Source organism: Streptomyces lacaronensis (genome assembly GCF_047337785.1).
Taxonomy (GTDB): Bacteria; Actinomycetota; Actinomycetes; order Streptomycetales; family Streptomycetaceae; genus Streptomyces; species Streptomyces lycopersici.
This window is the reverse complement of record NZ_JBLHDK010000003.1, coordinates 6,392,426-6,414,493: the sequence shown is the minus strand read 5'-3', so window position 1 is coordinate 6,414,493 and position 22,068 is coordinate 6,392,426. Positions and strand designations below refer to the sequence as shown.

Below are 22,068 nucleotides of genomic sequence, written 5' to 3'. Positions count from 1 at the left end.
ACCCTGGTGAAGAGCAGGTGGAGAGCTGATCGCCGGTGCTCAGCCGCGCGAGACGTTCCGCTCGTAGACCAGTCTGAGGCCAATCAGGGTCAACCAGGGCTCATGCTCATCGATCACTGAGGATTCTCCTAGCACCATGGGCGCCAGCCCACCGGTGGCGATCACGGTGACGTCCTCCGGGTCCTGGGCGAGCTCGCGCGCCATACGGCGGACGATTCCGTCCACCTGGCCCGCGAAGCCGTAGAGGATGCCGGACTGCATGGCCTCCACCGTGTTCTTCCCGATCACGCTGCGCGGGCGGGCCAGCTCGATCTTGCGCAATTGCGCCCCGCGTACGCCCAGCGCCTCGACCGAGATCTCGATGCCCGGCGCGATCACCCCGCCCACGTACTCCCCGCGCGCGCTCACCGCGTCGAAGGTCGTCGCGGTGCCGAAGTCGACCACCACGCACGGGCCCTCGTACAGCTCGACGGCGGCCAGCGCGTTGATGATCCGGTCGGCGCCGACCTCCTTGGGGTTGTCCACCAGGATCGGCACACCGGTCTTCACACCCGGCTCGACCAGAACGGACGGCACATCGCCGTAGTAGCGGCGGGTCACCTCGCGCAGCTCGTGGAGGACGGAGGGGACGGTGGAGCAGATGGAGATGCCCGCGATGCCGTCACCCAGCTCCTCGCCGAGCAGTGGGTGCATGCCCATCAGGCCCTGCAGCAGGACGGCGAGTTCATCGGCGGTGCGGCGGGCGTCGGTGGAGATCCGCCAGTGCTCGACGATCTCGTCGCCGTCGAAGAGGCCGAGCACAGTGTGAGTGTTGCCGACGTCGATGGTCAGGAGCATCGCTTACTTCTCCCCGGCCTCGCGCAGGTCCAGGCCGATGTCCAGGATCGGGGAGGAGTGGGTGAGCGCGCCGACCGCCAGATAGTCGACGCCCGTCTCCGCGTACGTACGGGCGCTTGCGAGCGTCAGCCGTCCCGAGGACTCCAGCGCGGCGCGCCCGGCGACCAGCTCGACGGCCTCGCGGGTCCGTTCCGGGGTGAAGTTGTCCAGCAGGATGAGATCCGCGCCCGCCTCCAGAATCGGCGGGATCTGCTCCAGGGTGTCGACCTCCACCTCGATCGGCACATCCGGGAACTCGGCCCGTACGGCGCCGAACGCCTCCGCGACCCCGCCCGCCGCGATCACGTGGTTGTCCTTGACCAGCGCGGCGTCCGAGAGCGACATCCGGTGGTTGACCCCACCGCCGCAGCGCACCGCGTACTTCTCCAGGGCGCGCAGCCCCGGAGTGGTCTTACGGGTGTCACGGACCCTGGTCTTCGTCCCCTCCAGGGCGTCGGCCCACGCGCGGGTCGCGGTCGCGATACCGGAGAGCCGGCACAGCAGGTTGAGCGCGCTGCGCTCGCCGGTGAGCAGGTCGCGGGCGCGGGTGCGGACGCTGAGCAGCTTCTGGCCGGGCTCCACCCGGTCGCCGTCCTCCACATGCCGTTCGACCTCGAACTCGTCCGTGCAGACCACGGACAGGATCGCCTCGGCGATCCGCAGCCCCGCGACGGTGCCCGCCTCACGGGCCGTGAAGTCGCCGGTGGCGAAGGCGTCCTCGGGGACGGTGGCCACGGTGGTGACGTCCACGCCCTGGTCGAGATCCTCCTCGATGGCCATGTGGGCGATGTCCTCGACCTGGATGGGGTCGAGTCCCGCGCGGATCAGCAGCTCGGCCAGGTCGGGGTCCAGACCGCACTCCATCGGGTCGAGTTCACCGTCGTCACCGCCGCAGCCGCAGGCGTCGCCGCAGCCGCCCCCGTCACCGGGTCCGCCGATCTGGAGCAGCGGCAGGGACACGGGTGGCTGACGGTCTTCGGAAGTGCTGCTGCTCACGGGCGGGACTCCGTCTCGGCTCGGGGGGTGGTCGATGGGGGAAACGCTTCGGAGTCCGTGGAACGGACCTCGAGGGCGCCGTCCGGACGGAGGGTGACCAGCAGGTGGCGGCGCCAGGCGGCGTCGTCCCGCTCGGGGCGGTCCTCACGCCAGTGGCAGCCGCGGGTCTCCTCGCGGCGGAGCGCGGCGGCCACCAGGACCCGGGCGACGAGATGGAGGTTGGTGGCCTCCCAGGTCTCGACCCCGGGCTCGGCCGTCTTGCCGTCCCGCCGCAGCTGCGCCACGGCGTCGTCCTGGACGCGCTCCAGCCGGTCGGCGGCGCGGGCCAGGCTCTCGGCGGAGCGGAGCACCCCGGCGCCGTGGGTCATGATGTGCTGGATCTCGTAGCGGGCCTCGGAGGCGAGCAGGGGCGCGTCACCGGAAGCGGCGGGAGAAGCCGCGGGAGCCGATGGCCCGGTCTGCCCCGCGGGCCGCTCGCGTCCCCCGGCCCCGGCGAACTCCGCCCCGGCGGTGATGTCCTCCGCGATGCGCTCCGCGAAGACCAGGCCCTCCAGAAGGGAGTTGGAGGCCAGGCGGTTGGCGCCGTGGACGCCGGTGCAGGCGACCTCCCCGCAGGCGTAGAGACCGGGGACACTGGTGCGGCCGCGCAGATCGGTGCGGACCCCACCGCTCGCGTAGTGCGCGGCCGGGGCGACCGGGATGGGCTCGGTCACCGGGTCGATACCGTGGGCGCGGCACGCGGCGAGGATGGTCGGGAAGCGCCGCTCCCACATCCGGGCCCCGAAGTGACGGGCGTCCAGGTACATGTGCTCGGCGCCGCGCTCCCGCATCCGCCGCATGATGCCCTTGGCGACGATGTCACGGGGCGCCAGCTCGGCCAGCTCGTGCTGCCCGCGCATGAACCGCACCCCGTCGGCGTCCACGAGATGGGCGCCCTCGCCGCGCACCGCCTCCGAGACCAGCGGCTGCTGGCCCTCCGCCTCCGGCCCCAGCCACAGCACCGTGGGATGGAACTGCACGAATTCCAGATCGCTGACCTCGGCCCCGGCGCGCAGCGCGAGCGCGACCCCGTCGCCGGTGGAGACGGCGGGGTTGGTGGTGGCGGAGAAGATCTGGCCCATGCCGCCCGTGGCGAGCACGACCGCGTCCGCCGAAACCGCGCCCACGCCGTCCCGCTGGCCCTCGCCCATGACGTGCAGGGTGACCCCGGCGGCCCGGCCGGAGCCGTCCTTGAGCAGATCGAGCACCAGGGCGTTCTCCACGGTCTCGATACCGGCCGCGCGGACCGCCCCGACCAGGGCCCGGGAGATCTCCGCGCCGGTCGCGTCGCCGCCCGCGTGGGCGATCCGGCGGCGGTGGTGGCCGCCCTCACGGGTCAGCAGGATCTCGCCCGTGGCGTCGTCGGCGTCGAAGCGGGCTCCGGTGGCGATGAGCCGGCGCACCGCGTCGGGGCCCTCGGTGACCAGCGCCCGTACGGCCCGCTCGTCGCAGAGCCCGGCACCGGCCACCAGCGTGTCGTCCAGGTGCTGCTCGGGGGTGTCGCCCTCGCCGAGGGCGGCGGCTATGCCGCCCTGGGCCCAGCGCGTGGAGCCGTCGTCCAGACGGGCCTTGGTGACCACGGTGGCCTTGGCCCCGGCCGCGGCGCAGCGCAGCGCGACGGTCAGCCCGGCGACCCCGGAGCCGACGACCACGACATCGGCCTCGGTGGCCCAGCCGGGGGCGGGGGCGCGCAGGGCGGTGGCGGGGGCGGCGGCCTCGGCCGCCGGGCGCCCGGCGGGACGGGTCATCGGGCGGCTCCGATCCACAGGCGGATGTTGTCTATCAGGCGGGTGGCGCCGACCTTGGCGGCGACGGCCAGCACTGCCTCGCCGGTGTGTCCGTCGGAGACCTCGGTGAAGTCGGCGGGGTCGACCAGGGCCAGATAGTCCAGGACGAGCGGCGGTTCGAGCCCCGCCGCCTCGTCGAGCACCGCCCGCGCCGCTGACCGCACCGCGGCGGGCGACGCGACCCGTATGAGCTCGTGCTCCTCGGACCCGGCCGGGCCCTCCCCGGCCGCCAGCAGCCCCGCGTCGCGCCCGGCGAACAGCGCCCGGGACAGGGTCAGCGCGGTGTCCCGCTCCTGGGCCGTCAGATAGCGGTTACGGCTGGAGAGGGCGAGCCCGTCGCCCTCCCGGACGGTGGGGACGCCGACGATCTCCACGGGAAAGTTCAGGTCGCGGACCATCCGGCGGACCAGCGACAGCTGCTGGGCGTCCTTCTCGCCGAAGAAGGCGATATCGGGGCGGGTGAGATGGAGCAGCTTGGCGACGACGGTGAGCATCCCGTCGAAGTGGCCGGGGCGCGAGGCGCCCTCGTAGCGCTCGCCCAGGGTCCCGGCGGTGATCCGGACCCCCGGCTCACCGTACGGGTACACCTCCTCGGCGGTGGGGGCGAAGACGATGTCAGCACCCGCCTCGGCCGCCACCTCGAGGTCGGCGTCGAGGGTGCGCGGATAGCGGTCGAGATCCTCGCCCGCGCCGAACTGCAGCGGATTGACGAAGACGGTGACGGTCACCATGCCCTTGGCGCCCACCCGGGCGCGGGCGGCGCGGATGAGCGAGGCGTGCCCGTCGTGCAGCGCGCCCATGGTCATCACGACGGCCGTGCGCCCCGGCACGGCGAAGAGGGCGAGCGCCGCGTCCAGATCCGGGCGATGACGGAACAGCTCCACATCCGGCTCCCCTGGAAGCGCCTTGGTCCACAGCCTCGGGCTCATGCCTCACTACCTCCCCGGCCCCGCGCGTCGGTCACATCCGAGAGCACGCCCAGCAGGTCCTCGGCGAGCTCCGGCTTGAGCAGACCGTGCGCGAGCGCCCGGTCGGCGGTCGTACGGGCCATGGCCAGATAACCGGCGACGGCGTGCGGGGCGTGCCGCCGCAACTCGGCGACATGGGCGGCGACCGTGCCCGCGTCGCCGCGCGCCACCGGACCGGTGAGCGCGGCGTCGCCGCTGCGCAGCGCGTTGTCCAGGGCGGCGCCGAGGAGGGGTCCGAGCATCCGGTCGGGGGCCTCGACCCCGGACGCGCGCAGCAGCTCCAGGGACTGGGCGACCAGCGTGGTGAGGTGGTTGGCGCCGATGGCGAGGGCGGCGTGATAGAGCGGACGGGACTCCTCCGCGATCCACTCGGGCTCCCCGCCCATCTCGATGACCAGCGCCTCGGCCGCCAGCCGCAGCTCCTCGGGCGCGGTGACGCCGAAGGAGCAGCCGGCCAGCCTGGGGACGTCCACCGAGGTGCCGGTGAAGGTCATGACGGGGTGCAGTGCGAGCGGCAGCGCACCGGCCCGCAGCGCGGGCTCCAGCACGCTGACGCCGTAGCGGCCCGAGGTGTGCACCAGCAGCTGGCCGGGGCGCACCGCGCCGGTTTCGGCGAGGCCGCCGACCAGCTCGGGCAGCGCGTCGTCGGGGACGGTGAGCAGCACCAGCTCGGCCCGCGCCAGCACCTCGGAGGGCGGCACGACGGGGACTTCGGGAAGCAGGGCGGCGGCCCGGCGCACGGAGGCGTCGGAGACACCGGAGGCGGCGACCGGGCGGTGCCCGGCGAGTCTCAGCGAGGCGGCGAGGGCCGGGCCGACGCGGCCCGCGCCGACGACCCCGACGGTGAGCCGGGCAGGTCGGTCCTGCGGCTCAGGCAGTGGTTGAGCGTTCACGCGGCAACGGCCTTCCGTTCCAGTCCTCAGGGGTACCGGACGATTCCCCGCCATGCTACGCGAGTGTTTCCGGGGGGTTTGGCCGCCCGCCCGGGCCTGTGGACAACTCTGTGGTCCGATGGACAGGCGTGCGACATGATCAGCCCATGACGGACGGGACGGACGAGGCAGACGAGATGGACGACCCGGGCGGCGGGACGGAGCGGTCCGCTCGGACGCGCCGCCTCGCGGCCTGGCACGGCGCCGAGCGGACGCTCGCGCGCGGGCCCGCCGAGGTACGGATCGCCGAACGGCTGGCCGCCCTCACGACCGGCCTTACGGCCGACACCGCGTCGTACGACGGGGACGGCTGGGTGGACATCTACGGCGACGGCATCGTCGAGGAGCTCGAGCGGCGGGTCGCCGAGCTGCTCGGCATGGAGGCCGCGGCGTTCTTCCCCACCGGCACCATGGCGCAGCAGGTCGCGCTGCGCTGCTGGGCGGGGCGCACCGGCAGTCCGGTGGTGGCGCTGCATCCGCTGGCCCATCTGGACATGCACGAGCGGGACGCGTATCTGACGGTGAGCGGGCTGCGCGCGGTGCGTCCGACGAGCGAGCCGCGGCCGCCGACGGCCGAGGAGATCCAGGGCCTGGACGAGCCGTTCGGCACCCTGGCCCTCGAACTCCCGCTGCGCGATGCCGGATTCGTACTGCCCGAGTGGGACGAGCTGGTCGCGGCCGTGGAGGCGGCCCGGGAGCGGGACGCGGTGGTGCACTTCGACGGGGCGCGGCTGTGGGAGTGCACGGCGCACTTCGGCCGGGAGCTGCCGGAGATCGCCGCCCTGGCGGACTCCGTCTATGTGTCCTTCTACAAGTCGCTCGGCGGCCTCTCGGGAGCGGCGCTGGCCGGGCCCGAGACCCTGGTGACCGAGGCCAGGGCGTGGCGCCACCGGTACGGCGGCCAGCTCTTCCAGCAGTGGCCGGTGGCGCTGGCCGCGCTGGACGGCCTGGACCGCGAGCTGCCGAGGCTGCCGTCGTACGTGGCGCACGCGCGGGTCGTGGCCGAGGCGCTGCGGACGGCGTTCACGGCCGCGGGGGTGGGCTGGTCCCGGGTGCACCCGGAGGTGCCGCACACCCACCAGTTCCAGGTGTGGCTGCCGTATCCGGCGGCGGTGCTGGACGAGGCGGGGGTGCGGCTGGCGGAGGAGACCCGGACGGTGCTGTTCCGTCGCTGGCGGGAACCGGGGCCGCCCGGCCTGGCCATGACGGAGCTGACGGTCGCCTCATCCGCACTCGACTGGACGGCCGACGACGTCACGGCCGCGGCCGACGCCTTCCTCGCCCGGGTCCGGGAGCTCATGGAGGGCCGGGAGTTCCCGGACGGGGACGGCTGACCGGCGCCGCGCGAACACCTCCCCGACCGCCCTTACGGAGCGCAGGGCGTCCGTAAGGCGGCCATGGCGGCCGCGGCGGCGGGCCGGGCGCCCGGCCGTCACGGCCCGGAAGTCGCGGTACTCCCGCAGCTCCCGGAGGGTGCGCCAGTCGTGCGGGCCCGGTGCCGGCGGGGCGGGCTCGCCGCGCTGGGCGGCCCGGTACAGGTCGAGTACGTAACTCACGGTGAGGGACATGACTCGACGGTCCGCCCGTACCCGGGCGCCGGTCACGCCGTTTGACGATGGGCGTCAAACGAGGGCGGCGCCGCGGCCGGGCTCCCGCACCATGGGTCCATGGCCAATGTCATCGACATCGCCGGGCTGCCGCCCGAGCGCATCGTCTTCAGCCCGTCCCCGCTCGCCGAGCTGGGCGCCGCGCTCCATGTGCTGTCCGAGCCCGGCCACCACCCCGGGCTGCACGGCTGGGCCACCGCCACCGCCTCGGCGCTCAAGCCGGACCTCGCGGACCGGCTCTGCGAGGCGGACTTCCTGTGGCGCACCGCCCGCTCCGACCTGCTGCTCCCGGCCGTCCCCGGGGCGACGCTCGCCGAGGAGCTGGACGCGCTGGACCGGATCGACGACGAGACGTTCGTGGCGGCCGCCTTCGAGATCGCCTGCTCCCCCTCGTACGCCCGGCACACCCCCTCGCCGCTGGTCGACGCGGGCGAACGGGCCCGGGTCCGCGAAATGGCCGCCGCCCGGGGACCGCGGCAGGCCGACTTCACCGACCGCATGCTGGAGGACCCGGACGGGCTGCGGGTCTGGTTGCGGCGGCTGCTGGAGGACTGCGACCAGGCGTTCTTCGCCGACACCTGGCGGCGGACGCGGATCCAGCTGGCCGCCGACGCCCGCCACAAGGCCGAGCTGCTACAGCGCAAGGGGCTCGCGGAGGCGCTGGCGTCGGCATCCGCCGCGCTGTCGCTGTCGGAGGACGGGGAGAGCATCCTGGCCGACAAGCTGGCGGGCGGCCGTACGACGGCGTACGGCGACGGCGTCACCTTCATCCCGACCGCCTTCGGCTGGCCGCATCTCGTCATCCTGCACGCCCCCGGCTGGCGCCCGGTGATCCAGTACCCGGTCGGCACCCCCGAGCTGCCCCCGCCCGCCGCCCTGGAGCTCGTCCAGCGCCGCCTCGAGGCCCTGGCCCACCCGATGCGGATGCGGCTGTGCCGCACCCTGGCCCGCGGCCCGCACACCACCGGTGAGCTCTCCGAGTCGTACGGCATCACGCCCCCGGAGGTCTCGCGCCATATCGCCGTGCTGAAGAAGGCCGGTCTGCTCACCACCCGCCGCCGCGGCCGCTATGTGCTGCACCAGCTCGATCTGCCGTCGGTGGCCAGGCTGGGCAGCGACTTCCTGGAGAGCGTTCTGCGGTAGGGCGCCGGCCGCGCCTAAAATGTTCACCGCACAGTGAACGCGGTCGGAACGGCGAGCGGCGTAGGAGCGGCGATGAGCAACCGAAGCCACCGGTCCGCGCCGCACCACACCCACCCCGACGACGTCCCCGTGCGGGCCGCGCTCGCGGCGCTCGCCGACCCCGTACGGCTCCAGTTGGTCCGCGAACTCGCCAGGGCGGCCGACTGGGAGCACACCTGCGGCACCTTCGACGTCCCTGTGGGCAAGGCGGCCCTCAGCCACCACTTCTCGGTGCTGCGCGCGGCCGGTCTGATCGAGCAGCGCGACCTGGGCCCCAAGCGCGTCAACCGGTTGCGCCGCCCCGAGTTCGACCAGCGCTTCCCCGGACTGCTCGACCTGGTGCTCCGCGAGCGCCCGCAGAACGGCGAGGACGCACGGTAGGACGGCCGCGCGAACGGCAAGGCGACGGCTTCAGCCGTAAGACGGCCGTGCCGATCGTAAGGACGCCGCTTCAACCGTAAGGAGGCAATCGCAACCGTAAGGACGCGCCTCAGCCGTAAGGACGCCGCCTCAGTGGGCCGGTCCGGTCGGCCCCCCGGCGCGGACCAGTCCGGTCTCGTAGGCCATCACCACCACCTGCACCCGGTCCCGCAGCTCCAACTTGGTGAGGACGCGGCCGACATGGGTCTTCACGGTCGCCTCGGACAGCACCAGCCGCGCCGCGATCTCGCCGTTCGACAGCCCCTGCGCGACCAGCAGCACCACCTCGCGTTCCCGGTCGGTGAGCCGGTCCAGCTCCGGACGGGCCCGGCCCCCACCGGCCCCGCTGCCCGGCAGCATCGGCGCGAACCGGTCCAGCAGCCGGCGCGTCGTACTGGGCGCGACCACCGCGTCGCCACTGTGCACCGCGCGGATCGCCGCGAGCAGCTCGCCCGGCGGCACGTCCTTGAGCATGAAGCCGCCCGCCCCGGCCTTGAGCGCGGAGAAGGCGTACTCGTCCAGGTCGAACGTGGTCAGGATGATGACCTTCGGCGCCCCGTCCCGCTCACATATCCGCCGGGTCGCCTCCACCCCGTCCAGCTTGGGCATCCGGACGTCCATGAGGACGACGTCCACCTCCGTGGAGCGCAGCACCTGGAGCGCCTCCACCCCGTCGCCCGCCTCGGCGACGACCTCCATATCGGGCTGGGCCGCGAGCACCATCCGGAAGCCGGTGCGCAGCAGCACTTGGTCATCGACGAGCATGACGCGGATCGACATCCCGGACAGTCCCTTCCCTCTGGCCTGACAGCCGGCCTACAGCACGTATCAGATGGCTCAACGAACCGGCTTCAGCGGCAGCAGCGCGCTGATCCGGAAGCCGCCGCCCGGTCGCGGGCCCGCGTCGAGCGTGCCGCCCACCATGCCGACGCGCTCCCGCATCCCGATCAGACCATGGCCGCTGCCGTCGGCGCCGCCGTCCTCGTACATCTCGCGCTGCGCGCCCCGCCCGTCGTCCTCGACCAGCAGGCCGAGCCCGTCGTCGAAGTAGGTGAGGCGGACACTCGCGCCCACGTCCGGGCCGCCGTGCTTACGGGTGTTGGTGAGCGCCTCCTGCACGATGCGGTACGCGGTCAGCTCGACCCCGCTGGGGAGCTGGCGCGGGCTGCCCACGACCTTGAAGTCCACCGGGAGCCCGGCGCCCCGCACCTGCTCCACGAGCTCGTCGATCTGCTCGACATCCGGCTGCGGTACGTAGTCGTTCTCCTCGCCCGGCTCCCCGGTGCGCAGCACGCCCAGCAGCCGCCGCATCTCGGCGAGCGCCTGGCGGCCGGTGCCGGAGATCGTCTCCAGCGCCTGCCGGGTCTGTTCGGGCGAGGAGTCCAGGACGTACGCGGCGCCGTCCGCCTGCACCACCATCACCGACACGTTGTGCGCCACGACGTCGTGCAGCTCCCGCGCGATCCGGGCGCGCTCGGCGGCCACCGCGACCTTCGACTGCGCCTCGCGCTCCTTCTCCAGCCGGGCGGCCCGCTCCTCGAGCTGCGCGTAGTAGGCGCGGCGGGTGCGGATCGAGTCGCCGAGCACCCAGGCCAGCACGAAGGGGATGGAGACGAAGACCGCCGAGACCACGTCCTCCCACCAGCCCTGCTGGGAGTGCGGCCAGCGGAGGGTGGCGAGGGGGGCCGCGCTGATCGCCACGCCCAGCGCGAAGCGGGAGGCCGGGCGCGAGGAGGCGACCGCCACCGTGTAGACGATCACGAGCATGGCGAAGTCGGCCACATTGGGCCGGACGTTCGTGGCCATCTGCACGAGACCGCACAGGATGGCCAGCATCAGCATCTTCTCGGGGGCGCGGCGGCGCAGCGCGATCGTCGCCCCCAGCGCCAGCACGATCGGCACGCCCGCGAGGCGGGAGCCGCGGCCCACCGACGCCTCCACGAGCCACAGGAACCCGGAAGCGACAAGGAGGACGGCCCAGAAGGTGTCCACCCCTGTCGGATGCCTGCGGAGAAATTCGTAGAGGCGCTGCACGTCACCCAGCGTAGGCATCGCCGGACCCCTCCCGGGTCAGCCCGAGGGGCGATCCGAAACCCCTGGCCCTACTCCCCAAGGTGGAGACCACTCCGCATAGCGTGGCGGTGTGGCGAGTGAGAAGCATGAGTGGAGCGGATGGCGTACGGCGGCCGAACGCGCGCTGTACGGAGCGGGCGGCTTCTTCCGCCGCCCGGAGGGCCCGGCAGGGCATTTCCGCACGTCGGTGCATGCCTCACCGCTTTTCGCGCGGGCGGTCGCGGAGCTGCTGTGCCGGGTGGACGAGGCGCTGGGGCACCCCGCCGAGGTGGCGCTGGTGGACCTGGGCGCCGGCCGCGGCGAACTGCTCACACGGGTGCTCGCCCTGGCCCCCGGCCTACCGCACGGGCTGGGCCGGCGGCTGCGTCCCTACGCGGTGGAGCGGGCGGAGCGGCCGACGGGCCTGGACGGGCGGATCGCCTGGCGCGACGCCCCGCCGGAGGGGTGCACGGGGCTGCTGTTCGCCAATGAGTGGCTCGACAACGTGCCCGTGGACGTGGCCGAGACCGACGCGGACGGCGTGCCCCGCCGGGTCGAGGTGGATCTCGTGTCCCTGGACGGCACCGAGCGGCTGGGCGACCCGGTGGACGGCGAGGACGCGGCGTGGCTGGCCCGCTGGTGGCCCCTGGCGGGCGCCGAACCGGGGCTGCGCGCCGAGATCGGCCATCCGCGCGAGGCGGCCTGGGCGCGGGCCGTCGGCTCCCTGCGGGCGGGCCTCGCGGTCGCCGTCGACTACGCCCATGAACGCGCCACCCGGCCCCCCTTCGGCACGCTCACCGGCTTCCGCGAGGGGCGCGAGGTCCGGCCCGTCCCCGACGGGTCCTGCGATCTGACGGCGCATGTCGCGATGGACGCGTGCGCCGCGGCGATGGACGTTTCCGGCACCGCGATGGACGCGTCCGGCACCGCGATGGACGCGTCCGCCGCCGCGGCCGGGCCCGGCGCCGGGCTGATGACCCAGCGCGAGGCGCTGCGCGCCCTGGGTCTCGACGCCCGCCGGCCCCCGCTCGCCCTGGCCTCCACCGACCCCACCGCCTACGTCCGGGCCCTCAGCGCGGCGGGCGAGGCCGCGGAGCTGACCGACCCCGCGGGGTTGGGCGCCTTCACCTGGCTCCGCCACCCGGTGAACCTGCCCCACGACGTGCTCCGGCCGTAGGCGGTGTCCGGCGGAGCTTGGCGCCTGCGGCGGGCCGTTCCCCTCCCCGCCCCTTCCCGAAACTGGGGCTCCGCCCCAGACCCCGGGGCCCACTGCCACCCGGCGAAGCCGCACATCGAGGCCGCCCGGAAAAGGGCGGGCAGAGGAAAGCATCGGCATGCGGCACCGCCCCATGGGCGCTACGCCCAGACCCCGGGGTCCAGGGGCGAAGGCGGCAGCAATGTGCCGCTCAGCCGCATGGGGGCTGCGCCCAGACCCCGGGGTCCAGGGGCGAAGCCCCTGGTAACGGGAAGGGGCGGGGAGGGGAAACACCGATGTGCGACACCGCCGCATGGGGGCAGGCTGCGCCCAGACCCCGGGGTCCAGGGGCGCAGCCCCTGCCACGCGGCGGAGCCGCATATAGAAGGGTGCGGGGAGGGGAAAGGCCCGCCGGGCAGCTGAGAGACTGGTACGCATGACGGAGACGACAGTCGGCATCGGCGGCGCCGCCGAGAGCACGGACATGGTGCTCAACATCGGCCCACAGCACCCCTCCACCCACGGAGTGCTACGGCTGCGGCTGGTCCTCGACGGGGAGCGGATCCAGAGCGCCGAGCCGGTGATCGGCTATATGCACCGGGGCGCGGAGAAGCTCTTCGAGGCGCGTGACTACCGCCAGATCATCATGCTCGCCAACCGTCACGACTGGCTCTCCGCCTTCTCCAACGAACTCGGCGTCGTGCTCGCCGTAGAGCGGATGCTGGGCATGGAGGTCCCCGAGCGCGCGGTGTGGACCCGTACGCTCCTCGCCGAGCTCAATCGGGTTCTGAACCATCTGATGTTCCTCGGCTCCTACCCCCTGGAACTGGGCGGCATCACGCCGATCTTCTACGCGTTCCGGGAGCGCGAGGATCTCCAGCACGTCATGGAGGAGATCTCCGGCGGCCGGATGCACTACATGTTCAACCGGGTCGGCGGCCTCAAGGACGACCTCCCGGCGGGCTGGCTTGGCCGGGCCCGGCAGGCCGTGGCCGAGGTGCGCTCGCGGATGGGCGTGTACGACGATCTGGTGCTCGGCAACGAGATCTTCCGGGGCCGCACCCGCGGCGTCGGCGTCCTGGCCCGCGAGACGGTGCACGCGTACGGGGTCAGCGGCCCCATCGCCCGGGCCTCGGGCGTCGACTTCGATCTGCGGCGCGACGAGCCGTATCTGGCCTACGCCGAGCTGAGGGACGTCCTCGAGGTCGCCATCCGCGAGGAGGGCGACTGCCTCGCCCGGTTCGAATGCCTGCTGGAGCAGACGCACGCCTCACTGGCGCTGGCCGACGCCTGCCTGGACCGGCTGGACGAGCTTCCGCCGGGGCCGATCAACCAGCGGCTGCCGAAGGTGCTCAAGGCGCCCGAGGGCCACACCTACGCCTGGACCGAGAACCCGCTCGGCCTCAACGGCTACTACCTCGTCTCCAAGGGCGAGAAGACACCGTACCGGCTGAAGCTCCGCTCGGCGTCGTACAACAACATCCAGGCGCTCACCGAGCTGCTGCCGGGCACTCTCGTCGCCGACATGGTGGCGATCCTGGGGTCGCTCTTCTTCGTCGTCGGCGACATCGACAAGTAGCTCAGCGAGGCCGACGAGCGGGCGAGCGAGCCGCGCGGGCGATCCCTCATGAGATCGCGCTGCGCAGCTCCCCGAGGTCGATCTGCTCCGTCTCGTCGTGCTCGGTCAGGTCGATGACCTCGCCCACCGCACCCTTCGTGGTCTCCGCCAGGGTCTCGTCGCCGATCACATCCGCGAGATCCTCCTCGGCGGCCGGTTCGGGCTCCCGCTTCTGCTTCTTCGATTGCTTCTTCTGGGTGCCGAAGTAGTCGAAGCCGCTCTCCGAACGGGAGGCGGCCCGGCGGGCCGCGGCATACGGCACCACCGCCGAGGCGGCCGTACGGGCGTGGGCGCGCGGCTCCTGCGGGCCGTCGCCGTCCTGCCCGCCGGCCGCCGGGGGCTTCCCCAGCGTGGCGGCACCGTCCTTGCCCCGGCTCTCGCGCGGGCCCTTACGGTCGTCCTGATCCGCGTTCTGCTCCGGGTCCCGCTCCGAAGCCTCGGTCCGGGCGGCCGCGGCGGCTGCCTGCTCCCGCCGCTCCTTCTGCCGTCGGGCGCTCTCCCTGAGCCGGCTCAGCGCCTCGTCGGCCTTGGCGTACGCGGCGGCCGACGGCAGCCCGGTGAGGAGCTCGTCCCGCTCGTCGCCGGACTCGACGGACCCGGCCGACCCGGCCGACCCGGCGGCCTCCAGCTCCTTCGCCGGGGACGCGGCCTCCAGCGCGAGCCGACGGCGGCCCTCCAGGGCGCTGGCCCGCTCGGTCTCGGCCGTGGCGTAGCGGCGCAGCAGCTCCGCGTGCTCGTTGCGCAGCCGGGCGAGTTCGGCGCGCTTGGCGCGCAGCCGGGTGTTGAGCGCGCCGCGGAGCTCGCTCGCCTTCTCGGCGTCCGCCTCGAGCTCCGCGATCCGCTCCTCGTACTTCATCTCCTGGCGCGCGGTCTCGCTCGCGGCCTCCGCGACCCGGCGGCCGGCCGAGCGGTCCCAACGGCGCATCAGGACGGCGCCGACGACCGCGGCGCCGGCCGCGGTCGCGGCCAGCCCACGGATCACGACCGCGTCGCCGACCAGCCAGGCACCGGCGGCGCAGGCTATTGACGCGACTGCGACCGAAGCGGAGGGGAGGAGCCTGTGCAGGGGTGGGGATTGGCGGTGGCGTCCACGTGGCATGGCCCGAAACTTACCGTGCAAAGGGGTCGCTTGGGTGCCCGCCGGGCCAGATCTGTTGTCAATCCGTTGGCAAATGCGGCGGTTGCGCGGCCGAGATCCCTTGCCGAGCCTTGCCAAGCCCTCCCGAGCGGGGATTTGATCCTACTTCACCAGCCCCTTGTCCCGCAGGTAGTCGTCGGCGACATCCGCCGGCTTGAGCCGCTCGGCGTCAACTTTCTTGTTGAGTTCCCTGAGATCGGCGGTCGTCAGCACCTTGGTGAGCTTGTTCAGCGAGTCCGCGATCTTCTGTGAGCCGGCGGACTTCGCATTCACCACAGGAAGTACGTTGTCGGCATTCTGCAGATTTTTGTCGTCGCGGAGCAGCACGAGCCCGAACTGATCCAGTGTGCTGTCCGTGGTCGTGGTCAGGACCATCTGGTCCTTGCCGTCCTTGACGGCCTGCTTGGCCTGGACGCTGCCGATGTCCAGCGGATCGATCCCGGCGATGTCGACGCCGTACTTCTTCTCCAGACCCGGCTGGCAGAAGGGCCGCTTGGGGCATTCGTCGCCCGCCGCCAGGGTGACCTTCTGCTTGGACTTCCCGAGGTCGGAGAGCGTCTTGAGACCGTGTTTCCTGGCGAAGTCGGCGCTGACCGCGAAGGCGTTCTGGTCCACGGCCTTGCCGGGCTCCAGCACCTTCAGCCCGCGCGGTTCGGCGAGCTTCTTCAGCGCCGCGACCGTCTTGGTCACGTCCGAGGAGGCCACCGGGGCGGCATTCGACCCGTTCTTCTTCTGGTTGAGGAATTCGGCCAGCGTCGCCGCGTACTCCGGCACGACATCCATCTGGCCCTTCTCCAGGGCCGGTTCATACAGCTCACGGGCGTCCACCGTCTTGATCGAAGTGGAATAGCCGGTGTCCTTCAGAACCCCCGCGTACAGCTCCGCGAGGATCTTCGACTCGGAGAAGGAGGCGGACCCGATCACCAGCGAACCCTTGCCCGGTTTACCGGAGCTGTCGCCGCCGCTCGACTTCTCCAGGCTGTCCCCGCCGCAGGCGGTCAGCCCGACCGCCAGCGCCGCGACCCCCGCCACGGCGGCCGCCGCCCGATTGATCTTATCCATGGTTCCCCATCCGTTGTTGTGGCCGCGGTTGTGTGGCCGCGTTGTCGGCGCATTCCGCGTCATCCGCGCTTTCCGCGTCATCCGCGATCTATGCGTCATCCGCGCTCTCCGCGCTGTCCGCCCTGGGTGTCCGCACGCCTTCGCGCCCGGTCGCGGGAGGGCTCGGCCCGCGGGTTCTACGTCGTGAGCGCCGGTGAGGCCGGCGCCTGGTCGGCGGGCGGGCGCCGGGCCGCGGTCGACCGCCGCCCCGTCCTGCGCCGCATCGGGTCGAGCACCAGGCCCAGCAGTACGAAGACGCCCTCGACCACCAGCGCGAGGGACGCGACCAGCACCGCACCGGCCACCACCTGCGGGGTGTCGGTGAGCCGGAAGCCCGCCGTGATGATCCGCCCGAGACCGCCGCCGCCGGGCAGCGCGGCCAGCGTCGCGGTGGCCACGACCTGCACCGCGGCCGTCCGTACGCCCGTCATGATGAGCGGGAACGCCAGCGGCAGCTCGACCCGGCGGATCAGCTGGCCGCCGGTCATCCCCATGCCGCGGGCCGCCTCCACGACCTCCCGGTCCGCCTCGCTCACCCCGACATAGGCGTTGGTGAGCAGCGGCGGGATGGCGAACAGCACCAGCGCGATGATCGTGGGCCACTGGCCGTGCGTCCCCAGCGGGCTGAGCAGCAACAGCACCAGTACGGCGAAGGTGGGCACGGCGCGCCCCGCGTTGGAGATGTTCACCGCGAGCGCGCCGCCCTTGCCGATGTGGCCGAGGGCCACGGCGATCGGCAGCGCCACCGCGCAGGCGATCGCCAGGCAGACGAAGGTCAGGAACAGATGCTGGCCCAGCCGGTGCCACACCCCGTCGGGGCCCGCCCAGTGCGACCCGGTGGCCAGCCAGGTCCACGCCTTGGCGACGACGTCCATCAGGTGGTGCCCTTCCGACTCTTGCGTGCCCACGGCGTCAGCAGCCGCTGGAGGCCGAGCAGCAGCAGATCCGCCACCACCGCCAGCGCCACGCACAGCACAGAGGCGGTGAGCACCTCGGCCTTGAAGAAGCTGCGCATGCCCTCGTAGATGAGGTTGCCGAGGCCGCCGTAACCTATGATCGCGCCCACCGTGGTGAGCGAGACCGTGGAGACGGTGGTGATCCGCAGCCCGGCCATCAGCGCGGGCAGCGCGAGGGGCAGCTCCACGCCGAAGAGCAGCCGCAGCGGGCCGTACCCCATGCCCCGGGCCGCCTCCCGCGCCTCCTCGGGCACCGAGGCGAGACCGGCCATGATGTTGCGCACCAGGATCGTGAGCGAATAGAGCACCAGCCCGGTGATCACCACCGCCGCCGATACTCCGAACACGGGCAGCAGCAGCGAGAACATCGCCAGCGACGGCACCGTGTAGAGGATCGTGGTCAGCCCCAGCACCGGCCCCGCCACCAGCCGCCAGCGGCGGGCCAGCAGCGCCAGCGGAAAGGCGACCAGAAGGCCGATCGCCACCGAGGCGAGCGTGATCCCTACGTGCTCGAGCGTCGCATCCGTCAGCTCTTGACCGCGTGTGCGTACATACTCACCGCATATCCACTCGTTACTGATCAGACAGTTTCCGTCGGCCATACGCTCACCTCCCCCGTCGGGTCGCGGGCCGGTTGCTCATCACAATTCCTGGGTGACCCTAACCCCGGGAGATGACAATCTCGTCCGATCGCCACACAACAGCAACAATGTCTGCCACGAATGCGGCAACAATGGGGAGCCATGATCCGTTTCGAGCATGTCACCAAGCGCTACGCCGATGGCACGACGGCCGTGGACGACCTCTCCTTCGAGGTGTCGGAGGGCGAGTTGGTCACCCTCGTCGGCCCCTCGGGCTGCGGCAAGACGACGACGATGAAGATGGTCAACCGGCTCATCGAGCCGACGTCGGGGCGGATCCTGGTGGACGGCGAGGACATCGCCGAGGCGGATCCGGTCGCCCTGCGCCGCCGTATCGGCTACGTCATCCAGCAGGTCGGGCTCTTCCCGCACAAGACCGTGCTGGAGAACACCTCGACCGTGCCGCATCTGCTGGGCTGGCAGCGGAAGAAGGGGCGGGAGCGCGCCGCCGAGCTGCTGGACCTGGTCGGCCTCGACCCGTCCGTCTACGGCGACCGCTACCCCGACCAGCTCTCCGGCGGTCAGCGGCAGCGCGTCGGCGTGGCCCGCGCGCTGGCCGCGGATCCGCCGGTGCTGCTGATGGACGAGCCGTTCGGCGCGGTCGACCCGGTCGTCCGCGAACATCTCCAGACCGAATTCCTGCGACTTCAGTCACAGGTGCGAAAGACCGTGCTCTTCGTCACCCATGACATCGAGGAGGCGGTCCGGCTCGGCGACCGCATCGCGGTCTACGGCTCGGGGCGGATCGAGCAGTTCGACACCCCGGCCACGGTGCTGGGCGCGCCCGCCACCCCGTATGTGGCCGACTTCGTCGGCGCGGACCGGGGGCTGAAGCGGCTGTCGGTCACCCCCATCGAGCCCGGCGACCTGACCCAGCCGCCCGTGGTCCACCTGGACGACCCGCTCACGAAGGCGGCCGCCAAGCTGGCCGCGGACGGGGCGCGCTGGGCCGTCGTCCTGGACGACGCGGAGCGGCTGCACGGCTGGATCCCGGCGGAGGCGGCCGACGGCGCGCGGGGCACCGTACGGGACCACGCGCGCCGGATGGAGGCGTGGCTGCCGGTGGGGGCGCCGCTCAAGCAGGCGTTCAGCACGATGCTCCAGCACGACGCGGGCTGGATCGCGGTGCTGGACGACGACCGCTTCCTCGGCGTCCTCACCCCGGCCCGGCTCCACGAGGCGCTGCGCCGCTCGATCGACGCCGACGCGGGCGGCATCGCCCGCGGCGACGTCCAGCTCCAGACCGTCGCCGACGTGTAGGTCCGCCCCGGGCCCCGGAGGCTGAGCAGATCGGAAAGTCGGCTGCGGTGGAGGCGCCCCGAAGAAGCGCGGGGCTGTGTCGATATGCGGCTCCGCCGCGCGGGCGCGACCGGCCACGACGGCGCCGCAGACGATCGACGGCGGCTCAGGGCACTTCCAGCGGAGCGCTGAGGCGGCCGCCCAGCCACTCCAGGGCTGCGGGGACCTCCCGCTTCCAGGTGTTGAAGTTGTGGCCGCCGGTGCCGAGGATGATCGACGAGATCCGGGTCGGCTCCCCGCGCCGGTTGAGCCGCTTCACCTTGTTCACGAAGCGCACGGTGTCCTTGTAGTTCCGCTCACCGTGCTCGCTGCTGGACACCAGCAGCGACACCGGCGGCGCCGGTTTGTGGTCCAGCCGCCACATCAGGTCGTTCTCCCGCTCCAGCCGCTCGCTGCCGCCGAAGAGATCGCCCGTGGTCGCGTCGATCGGGGCCTTGTACGAGGGGGAGAGCCCGGCCGCCGCCGAGAACGCGTCGGGGTGGCGCATCGCCATCTTCAGGGCGCAGTAGCCGCCGGTGGAATTTCCGATGACACCCCAGTTGCGGGCCCGTTTGCCCACGCGGTAGTGGTCGCCGACCGCCTTGGGCAGGTCCTTGGTGAAGAACGTCTCGGCCCGCGGCCCGCCGGGCACGTCCACGCACTCGGTGTCGCGCGGCGGCGCGACGGTGGGCCGCATCATCACCAGGACGAGGGGCTGCATCCTCCCCGCCTTGACCAGCTTGTGCGAGTGCTGTGGATATTTCAGGCCATTGATGAGGGCCTCGGTGGTGCCCGGATACCCGGTCAGCACCAGCGCGGCGGGAAAGGTCCGCCGGGCGTACTCGGGCCGGAAGTACTCCGGCGGCAGATAGATGTACGCCGGGCTGGCGATCCCGGAGACCGGCCCCTGGATCTTCACCTTCTCGATGCGCCCGGCGATCCTGGGCGAGGAGCCGCCGTCGATGGCCAGGTGGCGGGTCTCGGTGACCCGCACCCGGGTGCCCGGGGTGTCGTGGTCCACTACGACACCCGGCTCGTCCTGCGTACCGAAGAGGTCGGACCAGGATCCGTAGAATCCGAAGGACTGATTGGCGAACAGTCCGAACGCCATGAACACGGTCAGTTGCGTGCCCAGTAGCATGCCGAACCGGCCGAGCACGGGAGCCATGCCGCGCCCGGCCAGCCGGGGCCACAGCCATATCGTGGCCGCGAACAGCAGCAACGCCGCGACGGCTGCCGCGATCACGATGTTGTTGCTCGTGAGACCCATCACTATCTTTCTGCCGGGCGGCCGGCCCCCCCGTGCCGCCTGGGGAACCTCCCGGCCGTGGCCGGGGAGTGAACCCCACTCCTTCAAACGCCGTCTTACTGGGCGCAAATGGTGCGGATGCCGCGCAACAGAACCGAAGATCCTCTTGACCGAAGCGACGGGAATACAGATGTCTGAGAGTCAAGATGCCGAAACATCCGGGAAGGTTCCCACCCGGATACGGCGCCTGCCGCGCGGTCCCAGGCCGGAGGCGGTGCCCACCGCCGTCGGCACCGCGTGCACGCTGATCGGGCTGATGGACATCGTCTTCCCCCGGCTGCGGCACAGCAGGGTGCACGCGCTGGCCGAGCTGCTGCCGGGCGCCGTGAGCTCCCTGGCGGCCGCCGCCTCGATCGTGGTCGGTCTGCTGCTGCTGATGCTGGCCCACGGCCTCAAACGGCGTAAGCGGCGGGCCTGGGTCGCGGCCGTGGGGCTGCTGCCGGTCGGCGCCGCCGCACAGCTGCTCTACCGGCACTCGGTCATCGGCATGGTCCTCTCCCTCGTACTGATGGGGGTGCTGATCCGCTACCGCGCCGAGTTCGCGGCGCTGCCGGACCCGCGCAGCCGCTGGATGGCGCTGGCCAACTTCGTGGTGATGGGCGCGGTCAGCGTCACCGTGGGGCTGCTCATCGTCCGTTCGCACCCGGACGCCATTCAGGGGCGTCCGTCGCTCGGCGAGCAGCTGGAGCACGTCCTGTGGGGCCTGTTCGGCTTCGAGGGGCCGGTCGACTACCGCCACGGCGCGGACTACACCGTCGGCTACTCCCTCGGCGCGCTGGGCCTGCTGACCGTGGCCACCACCGCCTATCTCGCCTTCCGCCCCGAGCACCCCGCCGCCCGCCTCACCGCCGAGGACGAGGAGCGGCTGCGGGGCCTGCTCGCCGCCCACGGGCGCCGCGACTCGCTCGGCCACTTCGCGCTCCGCCGCGACAAGGCCGTGGTCTTCTCCCCCACCGGCAAGGCCGCGGTCTGCTACCGCGTGGTCTCCGGGGTGATGCTCGCCAGCGGCGACCCGGTCGGCGACGTGGAGGCGTGGCCCGGCGCGATCGCCCGCTTCATGGAGGAGGCGCGGGCCCACTCCTGGACCCCGGCGGTGATGGGGTGCAGCGAGACCGGCGGCGAGGTGTGGACCCGCGAGACCGGCCTGGACGCGCTGGAGCTCGGCGACGAGGCCATCGTCGATGTGGCGGACTTCACCCTCTCCGGGCGCGCCATGCGCAATGTGCGCCAGATGGTCAAGCGGATCGAGCGGGCCGGCTACCAGACCCGGGTACGGCGCGCCACCGAGCTGAGCCCCGGGGAGCTGGAGGCCATCCGGCGCGCCGCCGCCGACTGGCGGGGCACCGACACCGAGCGCGGATTCTCGATGGCGCTGGGCCGGATCGGCGACCAGGCGGACGGGGACGCGGTCATCGCCACCGCCCACAAGGCCGCCGGCGAGGGCGCGCAGGAGGGCCCGTACGGGGATCTCAAGGCCGTGCTGCACTTTGTGCCGTGGGGCCGGGACGGGATGTCGCTGGAGCTGATGCGGCGCGACCGGAGCGCCGACCCGGGCATGAACGAGCTGCTGATCGTGGCCGCGCTGCGGGCCGCTCCCGAGCTGGGCGTGGAGCGGGTGTCGCTGAACTTCGCGATGTTCCGCTCGGCGCTGGCGCGCGGCGAGAAGCTGGGCGCGGGCCCGGTGCTGCGCGGCTGGCGGGCGCTGCTGGTGTTCCTCTCCCGCTGGTTCCAGATCGAGTCGCTGTACAAGTTCAACGCGAAGTTCCAGCCGCGCTGGGAGCCGCGCTTCGTGGTCTTCCGCAACACCCGCGACCTGCCGCGGATCGGCCTGGCCGCGATGCAGGCCGAGGGGTTCGTCTCGCTCGCCCTGCCCCGGCTGCTGCGCCGCGGCCGCCGCCCCGAGCGCCGGCCCTGCGCCCATCGGCACCTGACCGAGGGCCGGGAGCTCCAGCAGGCGGCCTGATCCAGAACCC

Annotated in this window: 20 protein-coding genes; 7 read left to right on the top strand and 13 right to left on the bottom strand. The window is 72.6% G+C overall.

Annotation, left to right across the window (positions count from 1 at the left end; translation table 11 throughout):
• Positions 1-39: 39 nt before the first annotated feature.
• From ACMTAK_RS28060 to ACMTAK_RS28040, 5 genes are read right to left on the bottom strand one after another with little or no spacing between them, the layout of a single operon-like run.
• Positions 40-837, bottom strand: coding sequence for a type III pantothenate kinase (locus ACMTAK_RS28060; RefSeq protein WP_020870373.1), 798 nt, complete (start codon positions 835-837; stop codon positions 40-42).
• 3 nt (positions 838-840) lie between these two features.
• Positions 841-1,872 carry a carboxylating nicotinate-nucleotide diphosphorylase gene (nadC, locus tag ACMTAK_RS28055; protein ID WP_413808748.1) on the bottom strand — a complete coding sequence of 344 codons (1,032 nt, stop codon included), beginning with the start codon at positions 1,870-1,872 and terminating at the stop codon, positions 841-843.
• Complete coding sequence (locus tag ACMTAK_RS28050; RefSeq protein WP_413808747.1) at positions 1,869-3,659, bottom strand: L-aspartate oxidase; 1,791 nt, start codon at positions 3,657-3,659, stop codon at positions 1,869-1,871. Before ACMTAK_RS28050 ends, nadC begins: the two co-directional genes overlap by 4 nt.
• Positions 3,656-4,627 carry a pantoate--beta-alanine ligase gene (gene panC, locus ACMTAK_RS28045; RefSeq protein WP_413808746.1) on the bottom strand — a complete coding sequence of 324 codons (972 nt, stop codon included), beginning with the start codon at positions 4,625-4,627 and terminating at the stop codon, positions 3,656-3,658. The genes ACMTAK_RS28050 and panC overlap by 4 nt, the downstream gene beginning before the upstream one ends.
• The gene (locus ACMTAK_RS28040) at positions 4,624-5,559 is read right to left on the bottom strand and encodes a Rossmann-like and DUF2520 domain-containing protein (protein ID WP_413808745.1); all 936 of its coding nucleotides are present in this window, start codon (positions 5,557-5,559) and stop codon (positions 4,624-4,626) included. The genes panC and ACMTAK_RS28040 overlap by 4 nt, the downstream gene beginning before the upstream one ends.
• A gap of 146 nt (positions 5,560-5,705) precedes the next feature.
• Between ACMTAK_RS28040 and ACMTAK_RS28035 the strand changes: the two genes are divergently transcribed.
• A complete protein-coding gene (locus tag ACMTAK_RS28035) occupies positions 5,706-6,932 on the top strand; it encodes a threonine aldolase family protein (RefSeq protein WP_413808744.1) in 1,227 nt (408 codons plus the stop codon).
• On the opposite strand, the gene ACMTAK_RS28030 is transcribed toward ACMTAK_RS28035, so the two are convergent.
• Complete coding sequence (locus ACMTAK_RS28030; RefSeq protein ID WP_413808743.1) at positions 6,822-7,166, bottom strand: hypothetical protein; 345 nt, start codon at positions 7,164-7,166, stop codon at positions 6,822-6,824. The genes ACMTAK_RS28035 and ACMTAK_RS28030 overlap by 111 nt on opposite strands.
• A gap of 99 nt (positions 7,167-7,265) precedes the next feature.
• Between ACMTAK_RS28030 and ACMTAK_RS28025 the strand changes: the two genes are divergently transcribed.
• A complete protein-coding gene (locus ACMTAK_RS28025; RefSeq protein ID WP_413808742.1) occupies positions 7,266-8,348 on the top strand; it encodes a DUF5937 family protein in 1,083 nt (360 codons plus the stop codon).
• A gap of 72 nt (positions 8,349-8,420) precedes the next feature.
• Positions 8,421-8,768 carry an ArsR/SmtB family transcription factor gene (locus tag ACMTAK_RS28020; RefSeq protein ID WP_413808741.1) on the top strand — a complete coding sequence of 116 codons (348 nt, stop codon included), beginning with the start codon at positions 8,421-8,423 and terminating at the stop codon, positions 8,766-8,768.
• Between the two features lie 129 nt (positions 8,769-8,897).
• Here the strand turns inward: ACMTAK_RS28020 and ACMTAK_RS28015 are convergent, their stop codons facing one another.
• Together ACMTAK_RS28015 and ACMTAK_RS28010 are read right to left on the bottom strand one after the other, a co-directional pair.
• Positions 8,898-9,587 carry a response regulator transcription factor gene (locus ACMTAK_RS28015; protein ID WP_413808740.1) on the bottom strand — a complete coding sequence of 230 codons (690 nt, stop codon included), beginning with the start codon at positions 9,585-9,587 and terminating at the stop codon, positions 8,898-8,900.
• A gap of 57 nt (positions 9,588-9,644) precedes the next feature.
• Positions 9,645-10,841 carry a sensor histidine kinase gene (locus tag ACMTAK_RS28010; protein ID WP_413813009.1) on the bottom strand — a complete coding sequence of 399 codons (1,197 nt, stop codon included), beginning with the start codon at positions 10,839-10,841 and terminating at the stop codon, positions 9,645-9,647.
• Between the two features lie 109 nt (positions 10,842-10,950).
• Here ACMTAK_RS28010 and ACMTAK_RS28005 point away from each other — a divergent pair, with 109 nt between their 5' ends.
• Both ACMTAK_RS28005 and ACMTAK_RS28000 read left to right on the top strand, forming a co-directional pair.
• Positions 10,951-12,036 carry an SAM-dependent methyltransferase gene (locus ACMTAK_RS28005; protein WP_413808739.1) on the top strand — a complete coding sequence of 362 codons (1,086 nt, stop codon included), beginning with the start codon at positions 10,951-10,953 and terminating at the stop codon, positions 12,034-12,036.
• Between the two features lie 454 nt (positions 12,037-12,490).
• The gene (locus ACMTAK_RS28000; protein ID WP_413800026.1) at positions 12,491-13,633 is read left to right on the top strand and encodes an NADH-quinone oxidoreductase subunit D; all 1,143 of its coding nucleotides are present in this window, start codon (positions 12,491-12,493) and stop codon (positions 13,631-13,633) included.
• Positions 13,634-13,679: 46 nt separating this feature from the next.
• On the opposite strand, the gene ACMTAK_RS27995 is transcribed toward ACMTAK_RS28000, so the two are convergent.
• The 4 genes from ACMTAK_RS27995 to ACMTAK_RS27980 form a co-directional block, all read right to left on the bottom strand.
• Positions 13,680-14,771: a hypothetical protein gene (locus ACMTAK_RS27995; protein WP_413808738.1), complete on the bottom strand. Its 1,092-nt coding sequence runs from the start codon at positions 14,769-14,771 to the stop codon at positions 13,680-13,682.
• A gap of 141 nt (positions 14,772-14,912) precedes the next feature.
• Positions 14,913-15,872, bottom strand: a complete 960-nt coding sequence (locus ACMTAK_RS27990) for an ABC transporter substrate-binding protein (RefSeq protein ID WP_413808737.1) — start codon at positions 15,870-15,872, stop codon at positions 14,913-14,915.
• Between the two features lie 176 nt (positions 15,873-16,048).
• On the bottom strand, positions 16,049-16,786 hold the full coding sequence (locus ACMTAK_RS27985; protein ID WP_413813008.1) for an ABC transporter permease: 738 nt from the start codon (positions 16,784-16,786) through the stop codon (positions 16,049-16,051).
• The gene (locus ACMTAK_RS27980) at positions 16,786-17,469 is read right to left on the bottom strand and encodes an ABC transporter permease (protein ID WP_413808736.1); all 684 of its coding nucleotides are present in this window, start codon (positions 17,467-17,469) and stop codon (positions 16,786-16,788) included. The genes ACMTAK_RS27985 and ACMTAK_RS27980 overlap by 1 nt, the downstream gene beginning before the upstream one ends.
• 141 nt (positions 17,470-17,610) lie before the next feature.
• Here ACMTAK_RS27980 and ACMTAK_RS27975 point away from each other — a divergent pair, with 141 nt between their 5' ends.
• Positions 17,611-18,768, top strand: a complete 1,158-nt coding sequence (locus tag ACMTAK_RS27975) for a betaine/proline/choline family ABC transporter ATP-binding protein (RefSeq protein ID WP_413808735.1) — start codon at positions 17,611-17,613, stop codon at positions 18,766-18,768.
• A 145-nt stretch (positions 18,769-18,913) separates the two neighbouring features.
• Here ACMTAK_RS27975 and ACMTAK_RS27970 read toward each other — a convergent pair whose 3' ends face one another.
• Entirely contained in the window at positions 18,914-20,056 is a 1,143-nt protein-coding gene (locus ACMTAK_RS27970; RefSeq protein ID WP_413808734.1) for an alpha/beta hydrolase, read from the bottom strand.
• A gap of 169 nt (positions 20,057-20,225) precedes the next feature.
• Here ACMTAK_RS27970 and ACMTAK_RS27965 point away from each other — a divergent pair, with 169 nt between their 5' ends.
• Entirely contained in the window at positions 20,226-22,058 is a 1,833-nt protein-coding gene (locus ACMTAK_RS27965; RefSeq protein ID WP_413808733.1) for a phosphatidylglycerol lysyltransferase domain-containing protein, read from the top strand.
• Positions 22,059-22,068: the final 10 nt, after the last annotated feature.

Coding starts and splice junctions, on each gene's coding strand:
- ACMTAK_RS28060 (WP_020870373.1), bottom strand. CDS start 837: ATGCTCCTGACCATCGACGTCGGCAACACTCACACTGTGCTCGGCCTC.
- ACMTAK_RS28050 (WP_413808747.1), bottom strand. CDS start 3,659: ATGACCCGTCCCGCCGGGCGCCCGGCGGCCGAGGCCGCCGCCCCCGCC.
- panC (WP_413808746.1), bottom strand. CDS start 4,627: ATGAGCCCGAGGCTGTGGACCAAGGCGCTTCCAGGGGAGCCGGATGTG.
- ACMTAK_RS28035 (WP_413808744.1), top strand. CDS start 5,706: ATGACGGACGGGACGGACGAGGCAGACGAGATGGACGACCCGGGCGGC.
- ACMTAK_RS28030 (WP_413808743.1), bottom strand. CDS start 7,166: ATGTCCCTCACCGTGAGTTACGTACTCGACCTGTACCGGGCCGCCCAG.
- ACMTAK_RS28025 (WP_413808742.1), top strand. CDS start 7,266: ATGGCCAATGTCATCGACATCGCCGGGCTGCCGCCCGAGCGCATCGTC.
- ACMTAK_RS28020 (WP_413808741.1), top strand. CDS start 8,421: ATGAGCAACCGAAGCCACCGGTCCGCGCCGCACCACACCCACCCCGAC.
- ACMTAK_RS28015 (WP_413808740.1), bottom strand. CDS start 9,587: ATGTCGATCCGCGTCATGCTCGTCGATGACCAAGTGCTGCTGCGCACC.
- ACMTAK_RS28000 (WP_413800026.1), top strand. CDS start 12,491: ATGACGGAGACGACAGTCGGCATCGGCGGCGCCGCCGAGAGCACGGAC.
- ACMTAK_RS27995 (WP_413808738.1), bottom strand. CDS start 14,771: ATGCCACGTGGACGCCACCGCCAATCCCCACCCCTGCACAGGCTCCTC.
- ACMTAK_RS27990 (WP_413808737.1), bottom strand. CDS start 15,872: ATGGATAAGATCAATCGGGCGGCGGCCGCCGTGGCGGGGGTCGCGGCG.
- ACMTAK_RS27985 (WP_413813008.1), bottom strand. CDS start 16,786: ATGGACGTCGTCGCCAAGGCGTGGACCTGGCTGGCCACCGGGTCGCAC.
- ACMTAK_RS27980 (WP_413808736.1), bottom strand. CDS start 17,469: ATGGCCGACGGAAACTGTCTGATCAGTAACGAGTGGATATGCGGTGAG.
- ACMTAK_RS27975 (WP_413808735.1), top strand. CDS start 17,611: ATGATCCGTTTCGAGCATGTCACCAAGCGCTACGCCGATGGCACGACG.
- ACMTAK_RS27970 (WP_413808734.1), bottom strand. CDS start 20,056: ATGGGTCTCACGAGCAACAACATCGTGATCGCGGCAGCCGTCGCGGCG.
- ACMTAK_RS27965 (WP_413808733.1), top strand. CDS start 20,226: ATGTCTGAGAGTCAAGATGCCGAAACATCCGGGAAGGTTCCCACCCGG.